Source organism: Enterococcus sp. DIV0086, assembly GCF_050498705.1.
Classification (GTDB): Bacteria; Bacillota; Bacilli; order Lactobacillales; family Enterococcaceae; genus Enterococcus; species Enterococcus faecalis.
This window is the reverse complement of record NZ_JBNIDN010000001.1, coordinates 1,105,369-1,124,805: the sequence shown is the minus strand read 5'-3', so window position 1 is coordinate 1,124,805 and position 19,437 is coordinate 1,105,369. Positions and strand designations below refer to the sequence as shown.

The following is a 19,437-nucleotide window of genomic DNA, read 5'->3' as shown; positions in this document are numbered from 1 at the left end:
TAAAAAGTAAAGGAGAATAATTATGGTTAAAAAGTCAGAGGTCAAAGAAGAAGTAATCGAAGAGACAAAAGAAGTAACTGAAGAAGTGAAACCTGCAACAAAAACATTCAAAGTTTTAAAAAATAAAAATTTCGTTGGTTTTGTTCATCCTGAAACACGCAAATTTATTGCAGCAGTTGACGGAAAAATCGAAGTGAACGTTTCTGATAAAAAAGCAATTGCAATTTTAGAAGAAGCTGCAGATTTAACAGAAATTTAGGTGATTATATGACAGACGAACAAAAACAAAAAATAATTGAATTGATTCAAACGATGTTGCCAAACGTTGCAAAAGAACGTATTTCGTCTGTCTTAGACCTTGTTCTTTTAGAAATCAGTTCATATAATACGTGCAAGATTGAAATTGATTGGGCGTTATTTAATTCGTTAATCACAGAGATTTTGTATCAATCGCTTAAAAGCGAAATAGAACAAGCTGTGACTAGCATTAAGCGCGGTGATACATCTATTAGCTATGCAACAACGCAGCAGAGCATAACAGCATTACTTGGTAATTACAGCGACACTATTAAACGTTTAATTGGCTGTGATAGTGGGGTGTTTTACTATTGAATGAAGCAGATATTTTGGCAATGACCTATCTTGATACTTGTGTTATTGAAAGAATGGGTGATATCGAAAATCCTGAAACAGGTATTACGGAACAAGGTTATTCACCAATTCATGATGGGAAGTTAAAATGCGCACTGTCTCAAAGTGGTCTGGGTAGCGCTGGAAGCTTACCAGTTGTTGAAAACAAAGGGAACTTTAATATCACTTACGAAGATCAAAAATTATTCTTAATGCCTGATGTAGATGTGAAAAAGGCCGACAGAATCACTGTCATTCAAAGAACAGGTCAAAAGCATATTTTATTTGCAAAGAAACCCTTTAACTATCCAAGTCACATCGAAGTGACATTGACAGGAAGTGCAATCGATGAGTAAAAGTGATTTTAGAATGACCTCGAATGCTGACAAAGTTATTGCTAATTTAAAGAAAATGACACCAATTGCTGAAAAAGAAGGTATCGCGATGGTCAATGATTCGTTAGCGAAGATTTATCAGTTAATTGTACCTATTACGCCGATTAAAACAGGTGATTTAAGACGTGGATACAGAATCATTAAAGCTAGAAAAACATCAAGTGGTAGAATCGTTGGCGCCTTAATTAACAATGAAAAATATTTCAAATATGTAAATGACGGACACAGAACGAAGAATGGTGGATTTGTAAAAGGGCGATTCATGTTGCAAAAATCTAATAAATTAGCTAATGCAACATATATTCCGAAACGATTTAAACAAATGGCGATTATCATTGCTAAGAAAGGATAGGATATGTACGACAAAATTTTAAAAATGCTTACTAGCACTATAAAACAGTTCTCGAATGCACCTATCTATCTTGATGATGTGATGCAATCGTCAGAACCATTTTATTTTGTTTTGAGTGTAGAAGAAAGCATGACTGATAACGTTGGTCAAAACGTTCAGAATAAAGCATATAACGTTGACATCGCGTTAGTTGATAGTAAGAAAAATAAACAATTAGTAAGAAGCCTAACAGAAAGCTGTGGGGCTTTTTTTAATGTGTTGAATTTGGACGGAAACGAATTGTTTTCGGAAGATTATCAGACATTTAAAACAGATGGAATTCAACATATCAATTTTAATGTTGCTTTTCCTCAATTAATCGAATGGAGTGAAGAATAGATGACAGTGAAAAAAAATGTAAGTGTTATTTCCGTTGAGAAACCGACTTGGTTTCCACTAAAAGATGATACAGGTGTTTTTCCTACGTATGAAGCACCTACTACAATGGGTACTGCAGTTAGTATTAAACCAGACGTTACGACAGAAACGACCCCAGATTACGGCGATAGTGTAGTACAAGACCAATATGTCGCTTTTGGTGGCGCTGAGGTTAAGTTAGAAACAAATGGCTATCAAAATGAAATACTAGCAGAGATTACTGGTGGGAATAAAGTAAAAGGTGGGATTCTTCGTTCAGCAGAGGATATTGCACCTGATGGCGCTTTTGCTTATCGGCGTAGAAAGTCAAATGGTAAGTACCGCTATACTATTTTTTACAAAGGAAAATTTGCCTTAACTTCTGACGAAACATCGACGTTAGAAGGTAGTAAAGTTTCACATACCCATCCAGAATGGACAGGTTCATTTGTTGATGTTCCTGGTGTCGGATACATGTATTCAGTCGATGAAGACGATGAAGGTGTTGACTTAGATATGATCAAAAATTGGTTTACTAAGGTTACTAATCCACGTGAAGAGTCTACAAATCCTGTCAGTGGTGTCACTTTAGACAAAACGGAATTAGTTCTAACGGTTGGTGAAACCGCAACCCTAACGCCAACAATTACACCTGAAAATGCAACAAACAAAATCTATTCATTCAAATCAAATGATACTTCAATTGCAACAGTAACACCTGTGCAAGGAAAAGTTACAGCAGTATCAGCAGGAACCACAAATATTGTTGTCACTACTGAAGATGGCAACCATACAGCTGAATGCAGCGTAACAATTAACGCTTAAAAAAATTCAAGGACGGCCAAGTGTCGTCCTATTTAAATGGAGGAATTAAAAAATGGCAAGCAAATTACAAACGACAATTAAACTTTATTTGAAAGATGAAGAAGGCAATTTCACCACTAAACAATTTAAATCTGCTGAAATGTTACCAGGATCTGTTATGGAAGATGCAACAGAATTACAAGTAGAACTAGAAGAAATCGTCAAAACAAACGACATGGAGGAAATTCGGCCTGTTTTGCGTAAATGTTATGACTTTATCGCAAAAGTTATTTTTGAAGGTCAATTTACGGGCCAAGAATTTCTTGACGGAATGGATGCACGTGAAATCTTAAAAATTACGGGTCAACTATTAGGGTCTGTCTCTAGCGGTTATGATGCAGTTTATTCTGATCAGAAAAAAAAGTAACATATCTCCTTTATCATCCTCATTTTAAATTTAGTCCACAGTACCGAGAAGCAGAATTGAAAATTGTGCTTCTTGAAAATGGGTGGACACTAAACGAAATTGAGAATACAGACTTGAACGAACTTATGAAACTTTATGCGTTCAGAGATGCTGTTAAAGAATTTGAAGAACTTAAATTCCTTGATGAACACACAATGTTCTAAGAAGGGAGGGGGTACTTATTGAACAATGAAGACTTAGTCTTAAAAATGATACTGGATGAATCTGGTTTTTCACAAGGATTAAATTCAGCAGTAAAAAAGTTACAAGGTTTTGATGGAGAGGTTGACAGAACAGGACAAAAAGGCGGCCGCTCTCTTGGGACCATATGGACGTCGTTTGTTGGTAACTTTTTAGCTAGCGGAGCAACTAAAATCATCTCAAAAGGAATTGGGCTGATTACCAGTAATATTGATGGAGCTATCAATCGCGTAGATACGTTAAACAACGCAAACCGTGTATTTGAAAATATGGGCTTTTCAGCTGGCGAAACAGCAAAAACGATGAATAATTTACAGAAAAGTATCAAAGGGTTACCTACTCCTTTGGATGGAGCTGTAAGCAACGTACAAATGTTGGCTTCTTCCACAAGAGATTTAGGCAAATCAGAACAAATTTTTGCTGCTTTAAATAATGGAATTCTTGGATTTGGTGGTTCTGCTGAAAATGTAGATAATGTAGTTATGCAACTATCTAAATCTTTTTCGTCTGGGAAAATTCAAGGTGAAGCTTTTAATTCAATGCTAGATGGCAAAATGGGACCTGTTTTGAATGCAATTGCAGAAGAAATGGGATTGACTATGGGTGAATTACAAGAAGGTTTATCAAAAGGAAACATTTCAGTTGAAAAATTTCAGAATGCTTTAATCGATTTGAATAAAAACGGTGGTGGAGGTTTAGTATCTTTAGAAAAAATTGCGAAAGATGCAACTGGAGGAATCAGAACCAGTTTAGCTAATATGAAAACAGCGATTGTTCGTGGTGTTGGCAATGTCATAACTAAAATTAATGAAGGACTAAAAGATGCGGGTTTTGGAAGTATAAGTGAAATCATTGCTGACAAAGGGGCCAAAATGGAAGCAGCTTTATCTAAGTTTGCTGAGATGATTCCGCCAATGATAAAAACAGTCAAAGAGTTATACGACACCTTGGAACCTTTTGCACCTGTACTTGCAGGTTTAGCTGGTAGCATCGGAACGTTGATGCTTGTGAATAAAGTGAATGCAGCATTTAAAGCTTGGAGGGAAGGTACAGAAGCACTTTCGATAGCTCAAGCAATTTTAAATAAGACAATGCTATCAAATCCTTTTGTCGCAATTTTGACTGCTGTAGTAGGGTTAGTCACAGCGTTTATTTATCTTTGGAAAACCAATGAAGGTTTTAGAGATGCTGTTAAAAACATTTGGAAAAACATCCAGGAGTTTATTTCAAGCGCTGCTGATGTAGTTGTAAAAGCTTGGGATTCGACAATGGAATTCTTCAGCAATATGTGGGATGGCACAAAAGAAGCTTTTTCAAATGCTGGCACATGGATGAAAGAAGCACCTGGAAATGCAGCCGACTGGGTTAAAAATAAGTGGAACGGTACCAAGGGATTTTTCAGTGGACTTTGGAATTCAACAAAAGAAGGCTCAAAAAATACATGGGAAAATATTAAACAAAGTGCTGCTGATAGTGCTAAAAGTGTTGGAGAAAACTTTAAAAATGGATTTGATAATATCAAAAATTGGTTTAAAGGAATTGGAGAATCTATTTCAGAAGTATTTTCTACCGCATTTAATTTTGTGTGGAAGTACATTGGGCCTTTAGTTACAGGTGTTAAAAATACTTTTCTTCATATGTCTTTCTTTTTGAAAAATTTGTGGGAAAATCTTGTAAATATTGGAGAAAATTTATTTACTATATTGAAGAATGTAATATTAGCGCCTATTCTTTTTGTGACTTCTATGATCACCGGTGGTTGGGAAGAAGCAAAAGAAAACATGTTAGCTGTTTGGAATAATATTACAGAAGCCGCTTCTGAAATATGGAATTCAATCACTTCAATTATCAGTAATTATTTGCTCAATATGAAAATGGCAGTACTTAACATTTGGATTGGACTGAAAACGTCTGTAATTACTATATGGACAGATTTATCACTTAAAGCTAGCGAAATATGGAATAATATTACCTCTTTCTTTATTCAAACGTGGGAGAATATCAAACAAGCTTCATTGCAAGCTTGGGAAAACCTAAAACAAACAACAATGGATACTTGGGAAGGGTTGAAAACTTGGTTTTTTACTACTATTGAGAATATAAAGAATGGCGTAATTGATGGTTGGAATAACTTAAAACAAGGTACTGTTAATACATTTAACGCAACTGTTCAATGGTCAAAAGATACCTGGAATAATTTTAAACAGTGGATTGTTGATCTTGCGACAGGTATAAAAGACGGCATCATTAACGGTTGGGAAAACTTAAAACAGGGAACAGTTAATATTTTCAACAATTTGGTACAAGGTGCTAAAAATGCTTGGGATAATCTTAAAAGAAGTGTTAGTGATACAGTTGAAAATGTGAAGCAAACCTTTAATGATATGCGTCATATCGATTTATTTGAAATCGGTAAGAATATTATTCAAGGGTTAGTTAACGGTATTGGTTCAATGATTGGTGCTGTCGGTAAAAAAATTAAAGAAGTTGCTGGAAATATTAAAGAAAAAATCAAAGGTGCTTTAGGCATTCATTCACCTTCAAGATGGATGCGAGATATGATTGGTAAAAATATTGTATTAGGTGTTGTAGCTGGTATTGACCAAGAAAAAGGAACGCTTGACAAATCAGTGAAAAAAATGACTGATTTACCAACAGAGTTACCAAATTTTTCTACTACTGGCAGATATATCAACCGACAAGGAGCTCAAACAGAAAGCTTAGCTAAAAATAAAGGCAATGACACGACTAATATTGGCGGTGATACTTTCAATATCAATATACAAGCTATGGGCAAATTAAATGAAAAACAATTTATGGATATGGCTAAAGACCTCGTTAAGTATATTCAAATTGTTAAAAATAGAGATAGTGATGCAAAAGGAGGTGCTTTTGGTGGAATTTAAAAGAGGTCAGTTTTTTCTTAATGGAAAACATAGTTCTGAATTCAATGTATTCATGAGAGAAAGACCTGAACGACTATCTGCAGGACGTGTGGTAGAGCTTAGGGAGCGAATGGGTAATGATTCAATAGCCGTTGATTTTGCATATTATAAAAATGTAGAACGTACTATTACATGTTATGCGAAAGCAAATACTTTGCAAGAAGTTTCTTTTTTAGAAGATGAAATTTCCTTTTGGCTCGATATGGGAAACTATTCTGATTTTATTGTCTATTTTGATGAGCATTATATTTATCAGGCGATTGTAACGAGTCCACCAAAATTTACAGGAACAAGAAAAAATGGTGTTTTAATTCCTTTTGAATTTACTGTAAGTATCCGACCTTTTAAGAAAAATCGTATTGGCCAATATTGGATAAGTAATCCTAATCAGTTAATCAATACAGAAAAATATCCTTCAGAACCCATTATTCAGATTTTGGGGTCTGGGGATATTTCTTTTTTTATCAATAATAAATCATATTCATTAAAAGCAATTGATGGAGATATCATTATCGATTCAGAAAAACAAGAAGCTTATCGAAAATCAGGTGGAGCGTTTGAAATTTTGGATCATAAAACACTTTTCAAAGATTACCCAATTTTTAAAAGTGGAGAAAATAATTTTCGCTGGACTGGAAAAGTAACAGAGTTTAAGGTTCAGCCGAATTGGAGGCGAAAGGTTTGATTCCAGTTATTTTTAAACCTGGAGAAAAAGATTTTTCTACAAATGGATTAGGACGTCTTGTTGATGCGACACGTTGCGAAATCACTGAAGAAGCAAACGGAAAATATGAACTAGAAATGGACTACCCAGCGATTAGCAGATTTAGTGATTATTTCGAAAATGGCTATCAAATTAAAGCAAAGCCAAACGATTTAGAAGAATATCACATTTTCGAGATCAAACAAACGTTTAAAGATACGTTTACCAATAGTATTGTCATTTATGCTCAATCTCGTACTTATAAACTAGGAAACAGACAAGTGAGGCTAGTAACAGTTGATAATCGTAATGGTGCAGAAGCTATGAGATTAATTGAACAGAACATGGACGAACCATGCGATATCAAACTTCATTCTGATATTAACACAGCTTCTAGTATGATATTCGAAGCTAGAAATGTACTTAATTGTATTGCTGGTGAACAAGGTTCTTTGCTTCAATACTGGGGCGGAGAAATCAAACGAGAACCTTTTAAATTATCTTTGATAAGACGTAGAGGATAAGATAACAGTTGAAACTGTTCGTTATGGTAAAGATTTAAAAGGATTAACCATTAAATTTGATTGGCAATCAATTGTCACCAAAGTATTGTTATTTGCAGAGCTTCAAAGTGAAGCAGACGGAACTTCTCAACGGATTTATGGAAATGCGGTTAAAAGCGAATATATTACCAAGTATCCTGATGTTTATGCGCAATATGTTCAGTTTACTGAAGATCAAGGAGTAAAAGATTTATCCAGCTTAAATAAAGTGGCAGGTAAATACTTCACTACGTTATATCCAGGAAGTGATAAGCCTAAAGTTTCTATTGAATTAGAAATTGAGAAACTCACAGATTCAGAAGAAGCAAAAGAATTTGCGAAAATGCGAAACTATAATTTATTCGATACGTTCATTGTGTATCACAAGCTTTATGATATTGACATTCAAACAAAAGTTACTGGAATTGTCTATGATGCTTTAGCAGAAAAAACAATAAAAATCACTGCGGGAGATATCCAAGTTGCTTTTTATAAACAGCAAAGTCAAGATTTTCAAGAATTTATTAAAACGTTGACTAAGAAAGATTATATGAGTGATTTCATTGATTACATTACCGATTTAATTAATGGTGTAAAAGGTGGTAGTATTCTTCAATATCCTAAAAATAGGCCGCATACGCTTTATTTTATGGATACAGATTCCACAGATACTGCGAAGAATGTTATCGCTATTAACAATCAAGGCATCGGATTTTCAACTACAGGATGGAAAGGTCCATTTAGAAACGCTTGGACCATTGATGGTATTTTAAATGCCGACTTTATCCGAGCGGGTAAAATTAGATCTGATATTTTTGAAACGTCATTTAACTCTTACGGAGATATATTACGTTTAGTCAATGGTGTTTTACAAGCATGGAATGGAAAAACCAAAATAATGGAATTAACAAAAAAAGGTACGGAGTTTTGGAATGGCAATAGCCACATTGGCTCAATAGGGACAAAAGGGAATCCTTTTCCAGGGCTAGTAGATAAAAACGGAAATCCTATAGTTTCTGATGGGAATTCATTGCTATTAGTTGCAGATAATCCCCAAAAAATTATCGGTTTGTCTAACCAATCAGGAGCTGGTCATTTAATTACTGGTTTAACACAGTTCTTTGTTGGAAATAATTTTAACTTTTTTGGTCCAAATGGAAGTAAAGCAATTCTGACAGTCGATCGATTGATTGTGGGAGGTAAAGAAGTCATCCCAGACCAAAGCGGTGGCGGTGGCGGAACAGGTGGCTATCCATCCGAAGTTACAAGCGATGCAGATAAGTTTGCTTGGGACTTATGGAGTTACCTATTAGCTAACGGATACAGCAAAGCCGCAGCTGCAGGTATCCTTGGAAATGTTCAAGGAGAAGTTGGTTCAAGTATGAATCCAGACACAGAACAAAATGGAGGGCCTGGTTATGGTTGGGTTCAATGGGATGGATCAGCGTATCCATTGGTAGGTACACCTACTTGGAACGGTCGAGAATATGTACAACGCTTAATCGCAGCTGCAGGTATCAAACAAGACTACAGAACTTCATTTGCTCAAGCGCAATTGATCAACTGGTGTATGTTTAATGGGCAATGGTTAGGACAAGTTAATCCGTTAACGGTAGATGAATTTAAAGTTATCAATTCGCCTAAAACAGCGGCTTATACGTTTGAATTAAACTTTGAACGTCCAGCTACAGCACATCCTGAAAGACAAACCTACGCGCAAACATGGTATGACAAATTTAAAGATTTAAAAGCTTCTACTGCGACAGGAAAAGCTGGCATAGAACATTTGGAGACCTTAATGGGTCAACGAGTTGGTAATGGGCAATGTTACGCCGTACCAGCGGAATTTTCTGGTTTTATGGGGGGCTGTGGTTTAGGCGCAGGAACAATTTACGGATTTTCACACGTCATTGGCGATACGTCATCTGCTGCAGATATTGGCGAAGCTTACGATTGGAATGCGGTTGGTTGGAAAGTAATCAAAAATCCAACGTATAAGGATTTAGTTGTAGGTGCCATTGTTAATGTACGGCGTAGTGGACAATGGGGAACAGGTTGGACAGTAGACCCCGCAAATGGTCACACGGGTGTGATTTATGGCTTAGATAACGGACGTATTCAAACCATAGAACAGAATGCCGAGCAAGGACAAATCGTCGCAAAATATGACCGATTATATTTTGCTAATTCGATTCAATCGATTGTTATTCCACCAAAATAACGAAAGGAGGATTTTTCAATGGTTAAATGGAAAGCAACATTAAGTACAACTGATCCTTATAACTATGTCGGTATTATCAATGTACGTCAAGGGAACAAGAATACAGAAGTATTTGAAGTAGATATTACAGAAAATTCTTTGCTGTTAGATTTAACGGACGGTAAAGTTTTTTTTGAATCGCATATTGATAATAAATTTCCGATTCAACGACCGACAAAAATTATAGATGCCAAAAAAGGGCTGATTCACTATACCTTTGATGAATATTCTATGCAGTCGTTACACAGACAGGAAGCGTATTTCAGTATTTATAAAGGCGACGATTTAATCGGCACAACGCAGAATTTCTCTTACTTTGTTGTGAATGCTGCTTCTAAAACAGAAGGTGAAATGGGGTCATACTGGCAATCAATAGAAGATTTAATCGCAGACATGACCGCTTTTATCAATGATAACAAAGGCGATTTCACAGCATGGATGAATGCTAGAAAAGAAGAGTTTGAAGCATGGCAAGATGCGCAAAAAAAAGATTTCACTTCATGGTTTGAATCAATTAAAGATATTTTAAAAACTGTTGATCCAGGTGGCACAATGTTAGCCGAATTAATGGATGCACGAATAGATATGCAAGGGTTCAGACATTCAAATCTGAATAAGCGAATGATTTCAGATTTAGAAGCGATTTATAAAAAAATAAAACTAGAATTGGATAAGGTGTTTGAGAAGAAAATTCCCACTGTTCAAAAATACATTATTGAGCATGATTCTTTGTATGAACCTGAGATTAAAGCGCGCTATTACGTAAATGCTATTGGTTCAGAAGAGGATGGGTTCGATGCACTCGATGAATTAGGGGAAGGGACGATTTATAGCGTACCAATACAAACAAGTTATGACACTTATAACGTAAGTATCGAAGTGCCAGCATATTATGTATTAAAAGAAGAAGCTTTTGTTTCAGATAGTCGAACAGCAATCGTTGGAGAGAAAAATCGGACACTTCATTTCGAAGTTTTTGGAGCAAAGATACAAAATATAAAAATTCAATAAAGGAAGTGCGTTTCGCTATGAAAAAAATTTATAAGCGTATGAAGAACGGGGCAGAAGCAATTCAAGAGAACTTTGAAGAACTAGTGAAAACGATGACTACACAAAGCAAGACTTATTCTGCAACACTAACAGAAAAAGATATCGTTAGTGAACAGGGGAAAGAGTATATCAGATCAGCTGCGTTACAGTTTGATAGACAAGGTGATGTTACAACTTTAAGCGGGCATATTATTGTGAAGAAAGGATTTGGAAGTAGTGCTTTCGTTCTTTTTCAAGTGCCATACGGGTTTAGAACGTATCGCGTAAGTGGGAATACTCAAACCATAATCAATGTTAAAAAAATCGGGAAAACACCAATTTCTGATTATGTGACATACTCTTGGGATAATGAAAGAATACTTTTTTATCTTTCCGAAACAGAAGACTATTATATTCAAAGTAGTTGGAGTAGCAAGGGTATGCCTACACCATAATATGGAAAGAAAGGAAGAAAGAAAAATGAACGATATAAAAATTTGGATTCCCAACAAACAAGGAAGAGTAGAAAAATATGAACTTTCCGAAACTGCTGGCTATATCGAGGTGACTGTAGAACAATATCCAGCAGTTATACAAGATTATGTTTTCGACGGTTCGACTTTGCATTATGATCCTGAAAAAACAGATTTAGACTTATTAAAAAAACAAAATGCCATTCTAACACTTCAAGTAGCAGAGGCGGATGAAAAACTAGCTAAATCAAACAAAATAACTGCACAAACAATGCTAAAAATTAATGAATTAGAAAAGAAAGCAGGGGGTTCAAATGAATAAATTTCCAAGTTTTGATGATGTAAAAACATTCTACAATTGGGGCTGTTATACTAACGAAGAAATCCATCGCTACGTTGAATTAGGATCAATCACAAAAGAAGAGTACACAAAAATAACAGGAGAACCGTTTAGCGAAAGCTAGGCGGTTTTTCGATTGGAGGCTGTTATGGAAAAAATTATTGAAGGGATGCTAAATAACCCAGAACAGATTACCTTTGCTTTATTATTTGTAGGCCTTTTGATTTGGGTAATGAAGCAGAATAATATCCGTGAAGAGCGCTATCAAAATACGATTGATAAATTAACGGATGCACTGGGGGATGTCGAAGCAATTAAAAGTACTGTGGATAAAATTCATGAAAAAATAAAGTGAGGTGACTTAGAAAATGAGTAATAAATTTTACAATACCGCAAAATGGATTGTGCTTACTGTACTACCTGCTATTTCAGTATTTATTATGACGGTAGGAACAAAAATAGGTATTTCTAATCCAGATGATGTCGTCACCGTATTAAACGCTGGGACAGCTCTTTTAGGGGCAATTTTAGGCGTATCTAGCATTCAATATCAAAAAGAACAAAAAAGAGGTGAACCTAAAGATGGTGCAAGTGATTAATCAATCTGTTTGCGGAGGGATTGCCGGTAGACGTCCCAATGCAACGCCAAAGGGCGTTGTCATTCATAATGATGCCGGAAGTATTTATGCGACCGCTGCACAATATGTCAACGCTTTGGCTGTAATGTCTCCTACACAACTAGCGAATGGTTTTGCTCATTATTATATTGATCGAAATACAATTGCACGTGTAGAAGATACATTCAATGCAGCATGGCACACAGCGAATCCAGATGGGAATTTGAATTATGTTGGCTATGAAGTATGTCAATCAATGGGCGCTAGTGATGTAGACTTCTTAGCAAATGAACAAATAACATTTAAACAAGTAGCTGAGGATATGAAATTCTGGGGAATACAACCTAATAGAGATACTGTAAGATTGCACAAAGAATTTTCACCAACAGCATGCCCACACCGTTCATGGGAATTACATGGACGTGATGTAAATGCAGTAAAAGACTATTTTATTAACCAAATTAAAAAAAATATGGGCAATCCAAATGAGAGCAATAGCAATTCAAGTAATGACAAACAAAATAATATAAAAGGAGTGGTCACGATGTTTTGTACTTACGAACGACCAATTAATAGTAAAACAGGAAAATTAGAAGATAATGGGGATCACTGGGCAACATTCTTTTGTAATGGCGTAACTTGTAAACGGATGTATCATCCAGATGAAATCCATATTATCAAAGAATTGTATCGCTTAAACAATGGCAAGGAAATACCAAGTTATGATCGGAATAAGTGGCCTAAAAATGCGCCATGGTATAAACGATTAGAATCAGTTTTTCCTGTAGTGTAAAAAGTTCTTGCCTAAAAAGAAAAGCAGCAGTACAATGAACTTGTCTAAGATATAATTTTTCATGAACCGCCCTCTACCAGACTAGGGCGGTTTTTGTTTTACATAGAAACACTGGTATGGTATATTTTTCTCAGACATGTACATTCATATTTCATTTGGAAACCTCAATCCAATGCGTAACCACCTACAATTAGGAGTTGATTGTAGGTGGTTTTGTTATATATCTCTTGAGGCGCCTTCCCCAAGGCGGCTCTTTTTATAAAAAATATTGAACTCAAAAAACAGATATTGTAAAATATTAATACATATTTAAACTCTTATTTTTTCACGTAGACCGCTTTTTCTAGATAAGTTGGTCGTTTTTTGAAAATAAAAAAGTAGTCAAAATAAATTGACTACTTTTTTTTTATTTTAGTTTGTAAGGTTGATACGTAATATTGAGGATTGAGTATTGAGTATACGTTCCGTATAAATTTAGTTTGTAACCCTCATCTTTAACAATATACTACATGAGAAATTTGAAATTGTCTAGTAAAAAGTGATAAAATAATTTTAAAAATATTTTAAAATAAGGATGTGATTATTATGGGCTATAATAAAATGGCAGATATCCCACCTCTAAAAGCTTTTGCAGCGTTGGGTAATTTTGACAACAAATTAATCTTTTTAGCCGAGCAACTAGCAGAAAAAGAAGATTGGTATTATGAAAATCCAAATTCTAAAGATAAACAGAAAAAATATGGGGTTTTGTTTCAATACATTCATCATACTTTTTCAAAATCTTTTGATGAAGATAGGTTGTTGATTAAAGAAAATGAATGTGTTATGAATACAGGCTTATTGACTGTTAATGGTGAAGAAATTTTCATGTTGTTTACAAAGAACAAAAGGACTGGTGAACAACCGTGGTTTTTTGAAAGTTTTTATAGAAGTTCAGACCATAAAATACCAGAGAGCATGAGAGGAGATTTACCATCTCACATTGACTACTTTGAAGACAACCCAGAGGATATGTATTTTGATACTAAATTAACAATTTTATATAATATGGATCACATAGTAAGAGATAATTATGATAGATTACCAGTAAGTCTTCAACAATTAGATCATTCATTGATAGTCACTATACTAAATGCTTCAACTGAACAAATGAAACAAAGAATACTAAGAAATAATAGACTTGTTGTTCCTCAATATTACAATAAAAAAATAATGTACTTAGCTCCTTTGAAATTTGGTAATGAAACGCTTCCTTTAGCAATTGAAAAACATCAACATTCATATAGAATTAATACGATACTTACGCCAGGAATGGCATATTGTAATGCAAGATTAATAATGAAGCCAGAGAGCAACTGGTTAAATAATCATTGATATTAAATAGGGCTAAGATAGACTTACTAGTTTTATTACATTTATTTTTTTTACAAAATACTTAGCTCAGTTGGTTAGAGCAAACGGCTCATAACCGTTCGGTTGATGGTTCGAATAAAATAATTGTAAAAAACTATTGACTTTTAGGTGCGCCTAAAATATACTATAATTACAGATAAGGATACGGTCTACGACATATCCGAAAATAAAACCTACCTCCTAAGTGTAGGAATTCTTTCATACAGAGTAAAGCTCTCAGTTTAGCTGGGAGCTTTTTTTCTAAATAAATTTAGAGAAGAGGCGATAAAATGGGATATGATTTTTTTAAAAATCCAATTTATCCAAAGAACAATAGATACAACAAGGATAGAACTTATTATATCGATTGTAATTGTGGAGCTATAGCAAGAAAGCAGTACAATAAAAATATTTATTTATGTCCAACCTGCGGACAATCCTATACGCTTAGAAATAATAAATATTACAGAACGACACACTATATAGGATTACGATAAAAGACCCTAGCCAACACTAAGGTCTTTTATTTTTATTAAAGTTATCATGAATAAAAATGATTGTTACAAAAACAGCAACAAAGAAAATTAATACAGAAAAAATTAGAAGTAACAAACGCGAAATAAACATTGACTGAACCACTTCCTTTTCAAAAAAACTATACCACAACCATAAAATATCACGAAACAAAAACCCACCAGAGGCGGTGGGTGTGACTACCATTTGAATACCATATTTAGAATAAAAATAAGTTAGCAAAGAATGGAAATAATTTTGAAACCTTAATATACATGGGTTTAGATTAGTAAAGAACACGTTAGAACATTGGCTGTTATTTCTGAAATAAATGCAAAATACATCAAGTATAAGTATACCCGCTGACAAAGTAAATGCCAATGCAAATTCTTATTTTAAAATAAATTTTAGAATTATACAAAGGTGCCACTTGTAATTCATGAAACTTTTTTCTATACTAGTGATACTTTAAAAAATGGGGGAAGAGAAATGTTTGGATTTTTGAAGAAAAAGAATGAAGTTGTCGAAAATAATACAATGTATGCCGTTGCCAATGGAACCGTTATCCCAATTAGTGAAGTGAATGATCCTGTTTTTTCACAAAAAATGATGGGAGATGGCTATGCAGTAGTTCCAGAAAATGGTGAAATTTATGCACCTATTGAAGGAGAAGTTTTAAGCGTTTTCCAAACAAAACATGCCATTGGTTTAAAAATGACAAACGGTCTCGAAATTTTATTACACATGGGTATCGATACGGTAGAGTTAAACGGGGCACCGTTCACTATTAAAGTGAAAGAAGGCGACCAAGTGACTGCAGATACGGTGGTCGCAATTGCTGATTTAGAAGCAATTAAAGCAGCTGGTAAAGGAACTGAAATGGTTGTCATTATTACCAACATGGATAAAGTAGCACAATTTTCGTTAGAGAAAACTGGCATGGTTACAGCTGGTACACCAGTTGGCTCTGCCACAGCCAATTAATGCATTAGACAGATATTTCTATAAAGGAATATCTGTTTTTTTGAACAGAAATAAAATTTTATTTTGGAATTAAAAAATATTTAGAAAAATAGTTGAAATTTTATTTCAAACAAGTTATAATGAAAGCGTATTAGAGAGGAGCTAAAAAGATGTATGGTATTTCAGTTTTTCTTGGTGAAGAGATTACAAACGATACAATTATTTATATCAAAAAGATGAAAGCGCTTGGATTTGATGGTATTTTCACTTCTTTACACATTCCAGAAGATGATACTTCCCTTTACCGCCAACGCTTGACTGATTTAGGGGCAATTGCTAAGGCAGAAAAAATGAAAATTATGGTAGATATTTCAGGTGAAGCGTTAAAAAGAGCGGGTTTTTCTTTCGATGAATTAGAGCCTTTAATCGAGTTGGGCGTAACTGGCCTCCGGATGGACTACGGCATTACGATAGAACAAATGGCTCATGCTTCACATAAGATTGATATAGGATTGAATGCTAGTACCATTACACTGGAAGAAGTGGCTGAGTTAAAGGCTCACCAAGCGGACTTTTCTCGCTTAGAAGCTTGGCATAATTATTATCCAAGACCTGAAACCGGCATTGGAACAACATTTTTTAATGAAAAGAACCGCTGGCTTAAAGAATTAGGCTTACAAGTTTTTACTTTTGTGCCAGGAGATGGGCAAACAAGAGGCCCAATTTTTGCTGGTTTACCAACATTAGAAAAACATCGGGGCCAAAATCCTTTCGCCGCTGCCGTTGGTTTGATGGCTGATCCTTATGTCGATGCTGTTTATATTGGTGATCCCACAATTAGTGAGCGAACCATGGCTCAATTTGGTTATTATCACCAAACCAATCAATTTCTTTTAGAAGTAGCACCTAGCGAGAGCCGCTATTTGAAGCGAATACTTGGGACTCATACCAATCGTTTAGATGCTGCAAGAGATGTTTTGCGAAGTGAATTATCAAGAACGAGTGAAATGTTCAGAAAAGATGAAATTGCAACGATTGAGTCAGAGCAGACTGAAGCACGTCCAGTGGGAACCGTAACGATTGATAATGAAAAATATGGTCGCTATATGGGAGAAATTCAAGTCACACTTGTGGACTTGCCGAAAGATGAAAAAGTCAATACGATTACACGAATTATTGAAAAAGATCAAACGATATTGCCGTTAATCAAGGCAGGAAATCAATTTACGCTAGTCACGGAAGGAACGATAGAGAATGAATTTAGAAAACTTAACAACTGAACGTAGAAATGAAAATACAATGGGTTTAGATGAGATGAGTGTCAAAGAAGCTTTACAAAAAATGAATCAAGAAGACCAAAAAGTTGCAATGGCAGTGGGTCAAGAATTAGCAGCCATTGAACCAGTGGTAGAAGCCATCATCAAAAGCTTCAATCAAGGCGGCCGCTTGATCTACATGGGTGCTGGTACGAGTGGTCGGTTAGGTGTCTTAGATGCAGCCGAATGCGTACCAACTTTTGGCGTCGAGCCAGAGATGGTTCAAGGCCTCATCGCTGGTGGTCAAAAAGCAATGACTGTCGCAGTAGAGGGTGCCGAAGATTCAAAAGAACTAGGTCGTCAAGATTTAGTTGATCTAAAATTATCAGCAAATGACATTGTTGTTGGGATTGCAGCCAGTGGTCGGACGCCTTATGTAATTGGCGGTTTAGAATATGCTACAACGGTGGGAGCAGCTACCGCAACTGTGGCATGTAATAAAGATGCCGAAATTAGTAAGTATGCACAAATGCCTATTGAAGTAGATGCAGGACCTGAATTTTTAACAGGTTCGACTCGCTTGAAATCTGGGACAGCTCAAAAATTAATTTTAAATATGTTATCAACTATTTCCATGATTGGTATTGGGAAAGTCTACAATAACTTAATGGTTGATGTAAAACCAACCAATGAAAAATTAGTGGAGCGTTCCAAACGGATTATTATGGAAGCAACGGGTTGTAGTTATGAAGTTGCCGAACTAAAATTTGTAGAAGCAGAAGAAAATGTGAAGTTAGCAATTGTAATGATTTTAACTGATAGTACTAAAGAAGAAGCAACACAAAAATTAATTGACGGGAATCAATTTATCAAGAATACATTAAATTAAGGAATTAGGAGGGTGTTTTAACATGGCAGAAGAAAGAATTAAACGCATTGCTGATGGGATTTATAAAGAAGTTGGTGGTCAAGAAAACGTGGACAAAGTCATTCATTGTATGACTCGTGTTCGTATGGATATCCGCGATTATGACAAAGTGGATATTGAAGGATTGAAAAAAATTGATGGCGTTATGGGCGTCGTAGAAGATGATACGTTGCAAGTAGTTGTTGGTCCAGGGACTGTTAACAAGGTTGCACAAGAAATGGTAGATCAAGCAGGTGTCAAATTGGGAGAACCATTTAATCATGACACCGCAACTGATGCTTCAGCAGGAAAATCTGGAAAAGATTTAGTAGAAGAAAAAGCCGCTCAAATGAAAGCACAACAAAAAGCGAAACAAAATAACACTTCACCATTTAAAAAAGTGTTAAAAGCCATTTCTAGTATCTTTGTTCCGATGATTCCTGCCTTTGTTGGGGCTGGTATTATTGGCGGGATTGCAGCTGTTATGTCTAACTTAGTTGTTGCTGGTGATATTTCAGCTTCATGGCAACAATATATTGATGTCTTAAATATCATTAAAAATGGGATTTTTGCTTATTTAGCTCTTTACACTGGGATTAACAGTGCCAGCGTTTTTGGTGCAACGCCAGCGTTGGGTGGTGTTATTGGGGCAGTCACAATGTTGACAGGAATGAATCCAGATGCTCCAATCAGTAATATTTTCACTGGGGGAACATTATCTGCAGGACAAGGCGGAATTATCGGTGTTATTTTTGCCGTATGGTTATTATCATTGTTAGAAAAACAATTGCATAAAATTGTCCCAGAATCAATTGATATTATCGTAACGCCAACCATTTCACTTTTAGTGATTGGCTTAGCAACTATTTTCTTAATCATGCCTGTAGCCGGAGCTATTTCTAATGGCTTAGTTGGTATTATCAATGTTGTCTTAGAAAAAGGTGGCATGGTTGCTGGCTTTACTCTTGGTTTAACCTTCTTGCCAATGGTAATGTTTGGTTTACATCAAATTTTGACGCCAATCCACATTGAAATGATTAATCAAACAGGGATGACTTTGTTATTACCAATTCTGGCCATGGCTGGTGCGGGACAAGTCGGTGCAGCTTTAGCATTATGGATTCGTTGTAAATCAGATAAAAAATTAGTTGAAATGATTAAAGGTGCCTTGCCAGTTGGGATTTTAGGTATTGGTGAACCATTAATCTACGGAGTTACTTTACCATTAGGACGTCCATTCATTACTGCTTGTATCGGCGGTGGTATTGGTGGTGCGGTGATTGGTGCCTTCAGTAATGTTGGTGCGATTGCTATTGGACCAAGTGGGGTGGCTTTAATTCCATTAATTGCCAACAACCAATGGCTTGCATATGTATTAGGTTTATTGGCTGCTTACGCAGGTGGTTTTGTAGCAACGTTATTCTTTGGGATTCCTAAAGATATGCAAACAACTAAATAAT

The 19,437-nt window shown here is 35.4% G+C and carries 21 protein-coding genes, 1 tRNA gene and 1 pseudogene; all 23 read left to right on the top strand.

All coding sequences use genetic code 11. The annotated features are described in order from the left end of the window. The first annotated feature begins 22 nt into the window (after window positions 1–22). The 23 genes and pseudogenes from IGI63_RS05305 to IGI63_RS05195 all read left to right on the top strand — a co-directional run bounded on the left by IGI63_RS05305 (window position 23) and on the right by IGI63_RS05195 (window position 19,436). The gene (locus tag IGI63_RS05305; protein ID WP_429975460.1) at window positions 23–259 is read left to right on the top strand and encodes a hypothetical protein; all 237 of its coding nucleotides are present in this window, start codon (window positions 23–25) and stop codon (window positions 257–259) included. A gap of 8 nt (window positions 260–267) precedes the next feature. Next, entirely contained in the window at window positions 268–612 is a 345-nt protein-coding gene (locus IGI63_RS05300) for a hypothetical protein (protein ID WP_429975459.1), read from the top strand. Next, window positions 609–986: a hypothetical protein gene (locus IGI63_RS05295; protein ID WP_429975458.1), complete on the top strand. Its 378-nt coding sequence runs from the start codon at window positions 609–611 to the stop codon at window positions 984–986. The genes IGI63_RS05300 and IGI63_RS05295 overlap by 4 nt, the downstream gene beginning before the upstream one ends. Then, window positions 979–1,377, top strand: a complete 399-nt coding sequence (locus IGI63_RS05290) for an HK97 gp10 family phage protein (protein ID WP_429975457.1) — start codon at window positions 979–981, stop codon at window positions 1,375–1,377. The genes IGI63_RS05295 and IGI63_RS05290 overlap by 8 nt, the downstream gene beginning before the upstream one ends. Before the next feature lie 3 nt (window positions 1,378–1,380). After that, window positions 1,381–1,755 carry a phage tail terminator family protein gene (locus tag IGI63_RS05285; RefSeq protein WP_429975456.1) on the top strand — a complete coding sequence of 125 codons (375 nt, stop codon included), beginning with the start codon at window positions 1,381–1,383 and terminating at the stop codon, window positions 1,753–1,755. Next, the gene (locus IGI63_RS05280; protein WP_429975455.1) at window positions 1,756–2,598 is read left to right on the top strand and encodes a major tail protein; all 843 of its coding nucleotides are present in this window, start codon (window positions 1,756–1,758) and stop codon (window positions 2,596–2,598) included. A 52-nt stretch (window positions 2,599–2,650) separates the two neighbouring features. Beyond that, window positions 2,651–3,004 carry a phage tail assembly chaperone G gene (gene gpG / locus IGI63_RS05275; RefSeq protein WP_002364485.1) on the top strand — a complete coding sequence of 118 codons (354 nt, stop codon included), beginning with the start codon at window positions 2,651–2,653 and terminating at the stop codon, window positions 3,002–3,004. Window positions 3,005–3,252: 248 nt separating this feature from the next. Continuing rightward, window positions 3,253–6,150: a tape measure protein gene (locus IGI63_RS05270; protein ID WP_429975983.1), complete on the top strand. Its 2,898-nt coding sequence runs from the start codon at window positions 3,253–3,255 to the stop codon at window positions 6,148–6,150. Next, complete coding sequence (locus IGI63_RS05265; RefSeq protein ID WP_429975454.1) at window positions 6,140–6,874, top strand: phage tail protein; 735 nt, start codon at window positions 6,140–6,142, stop codon at window positions 6,872–6,874. Before IGI63_RS05270 ends, IGI63_RS05265 begins: the two co-directional genes overlap by 11 nt. Continuing rightward, window positions 6,856–9,655 (top strand): annotated as a pseudogene (locus IGI63_RS05260) (phage tail spike protein). The gene IGI63_RS05265 and the pseudogene IGI63_RS05260 overlap by 19 nt, the downstream one beginning before the upstream one ends. Before the next feature lie 18 nt (window positions 9,656–9,673). Then, window positions 9,674–10,705 (top strand): BppU family phage baseplate upper protein, encoded by a 1,032-nt coding sequence (locus tag IGI63_RS05255; RefSeq protein ID WP_429975453.1) that lies wholly within the window; start codon window positions 9,674–9,676, stop codon window positions 10,703–10,705. A 17-nt stretch (window positions 10,706–10,722) separates the two neighbouring features. Beyond that, on the top strand, window positions 10,723–11,178 hold the full coding sequence (locus tag IGI63_RS05250) for a hypothetical protein (RefSeq protein ID WP_429975452.1): 456 nt from the start codon (window positions 10,723–10,725) through the stop codon (window positions 11,176–11,178). A gap of 25 nt (window positions 11,179–11,203) precedes the next feature. Beyond that, the gene (locus tag IGI63_RS05245; protein WP_429975451.1) at window positions 11,204–11,518 is read left to right on the top strand and encodes a hypothetical protein; all 315 of its coding nucleotides are present in this window, start codon (window positions 11,204–11,206) and stop codon (window positions 11,516–11,518) included. Next, on the top strand, window positions 11,511–11,660 hold the full coding sequence (locus tag IGI63_RS05240) for an XkdX family protein (RefSeq protein WP_429975450.1): 150 nt from the start codon (window positions 11,511–11,513) through the stop codon (window positions 11,658–11,660). The genes IGI63_RS05245 and IGI63_RS05240 overlap by 8 nt, the downstream gene beginning before the upstream one ends. A gap of 24 nt (window positions 11,661–11,684) precedes the next feature. Further along, window positions 11,685–11,891, top strand: a complete 207-nt coding sequence (locus IGI63_RS05235) for a BhlA/UviB family holin-like peptide (RefSeq protein WP_429975449.1) — start codon at window positions 11,685–11,687, stop codon at window positions 11,889–11,891. Window positions 11,892–11,904: 13 nt separating this feature from the next. Further along, entirely contained in the window at window positions 11,905–12,135 is a 231-nt protein-coding gene (locus IGI63_RS05230) for a phage holin (protein WP_429975448.1), read from the top strand. Continuing rightward, window positions 12,119–12,946, top strand: a complete 828-nt coding sequence (locus IGI63_RS05225) for a peptidoglycan recognition protein family protein (RefSeq protein WP_429975447.1) — start codon at window positions 12,119–12,121, stop codon at window positions 12,944–12,946. Before IGI63_RS05230 ends, IGI63_RS05225 begins: the two co-directional genes overlap by 17 nt. A gap of 585 nt (window positions 12,947–13,531) precedes the next feature. Beyond that, a complete protein-coding gene (locus tag IGI63_RS05220) occupies window positions 13,532–14,320 on the top strand; it encodes a DUF3825 domain-containing protein (protein ID WP_429975446.1) in 789 nt (262 codons plus the stop codon). Window positions 14,321–14,375: 55 nt separating this feature from the next. Further along, window positions 14,376–14,482: transfer RNA gene (locus IGI63_RS05215), tRNA-Met, on the top strand. 792 nt (window positions 14,483–15,274) lie between these two features. Then, entirely contained in the window at window positions 15,275–15,835 is a 561-nt protein-coding gene (locus IGI63_RS05210) for a PTS sugar transporter subunit IIA (protein WP_025189410.1), read from the top strand. Between the two features lie 149 nt (window positions 15,836–15,984). Next, the gene (locus IGI63_RS05205; RefSeq protein ID WP_002364446.1) at window positions 15,985–17,094 is read left to right on the top strand and encodes a DUF871 domain-containing protein; all 1,110 of its coding nucleotides are present in this window, start codon (window positions 15,985–15,987) and stop codon (window positions 17,092–17,094) included. Then, window positions 17,069–17,959 (top strand): N-acetylmuramic acid 6-phosphate etherase, encoded by an 891-nt coding sequence (gene murQ, locus IGI63_RS05200; protein WP_002362196.1) that lies wholly within the window; start codon window positions 17,069–17,071, stop codon window positions 17,957–17,959. Before IGI63_RS05205 ends, murQ begins: the two co-directional genes overlap by 26 nt. 22 nt (window positions 17,960–17,981) lie before the next feature. Further along, entirely contained in the window at window positions 17,982–19,436 is a 1,455-nt protein-coding gene (locus tag IGI63_RS05195) for a PTS transporter subunit EIIC (protein WP_429975445.1), read from the top strand. Window position 19,437: the final 1 nt, after the last annotated feature.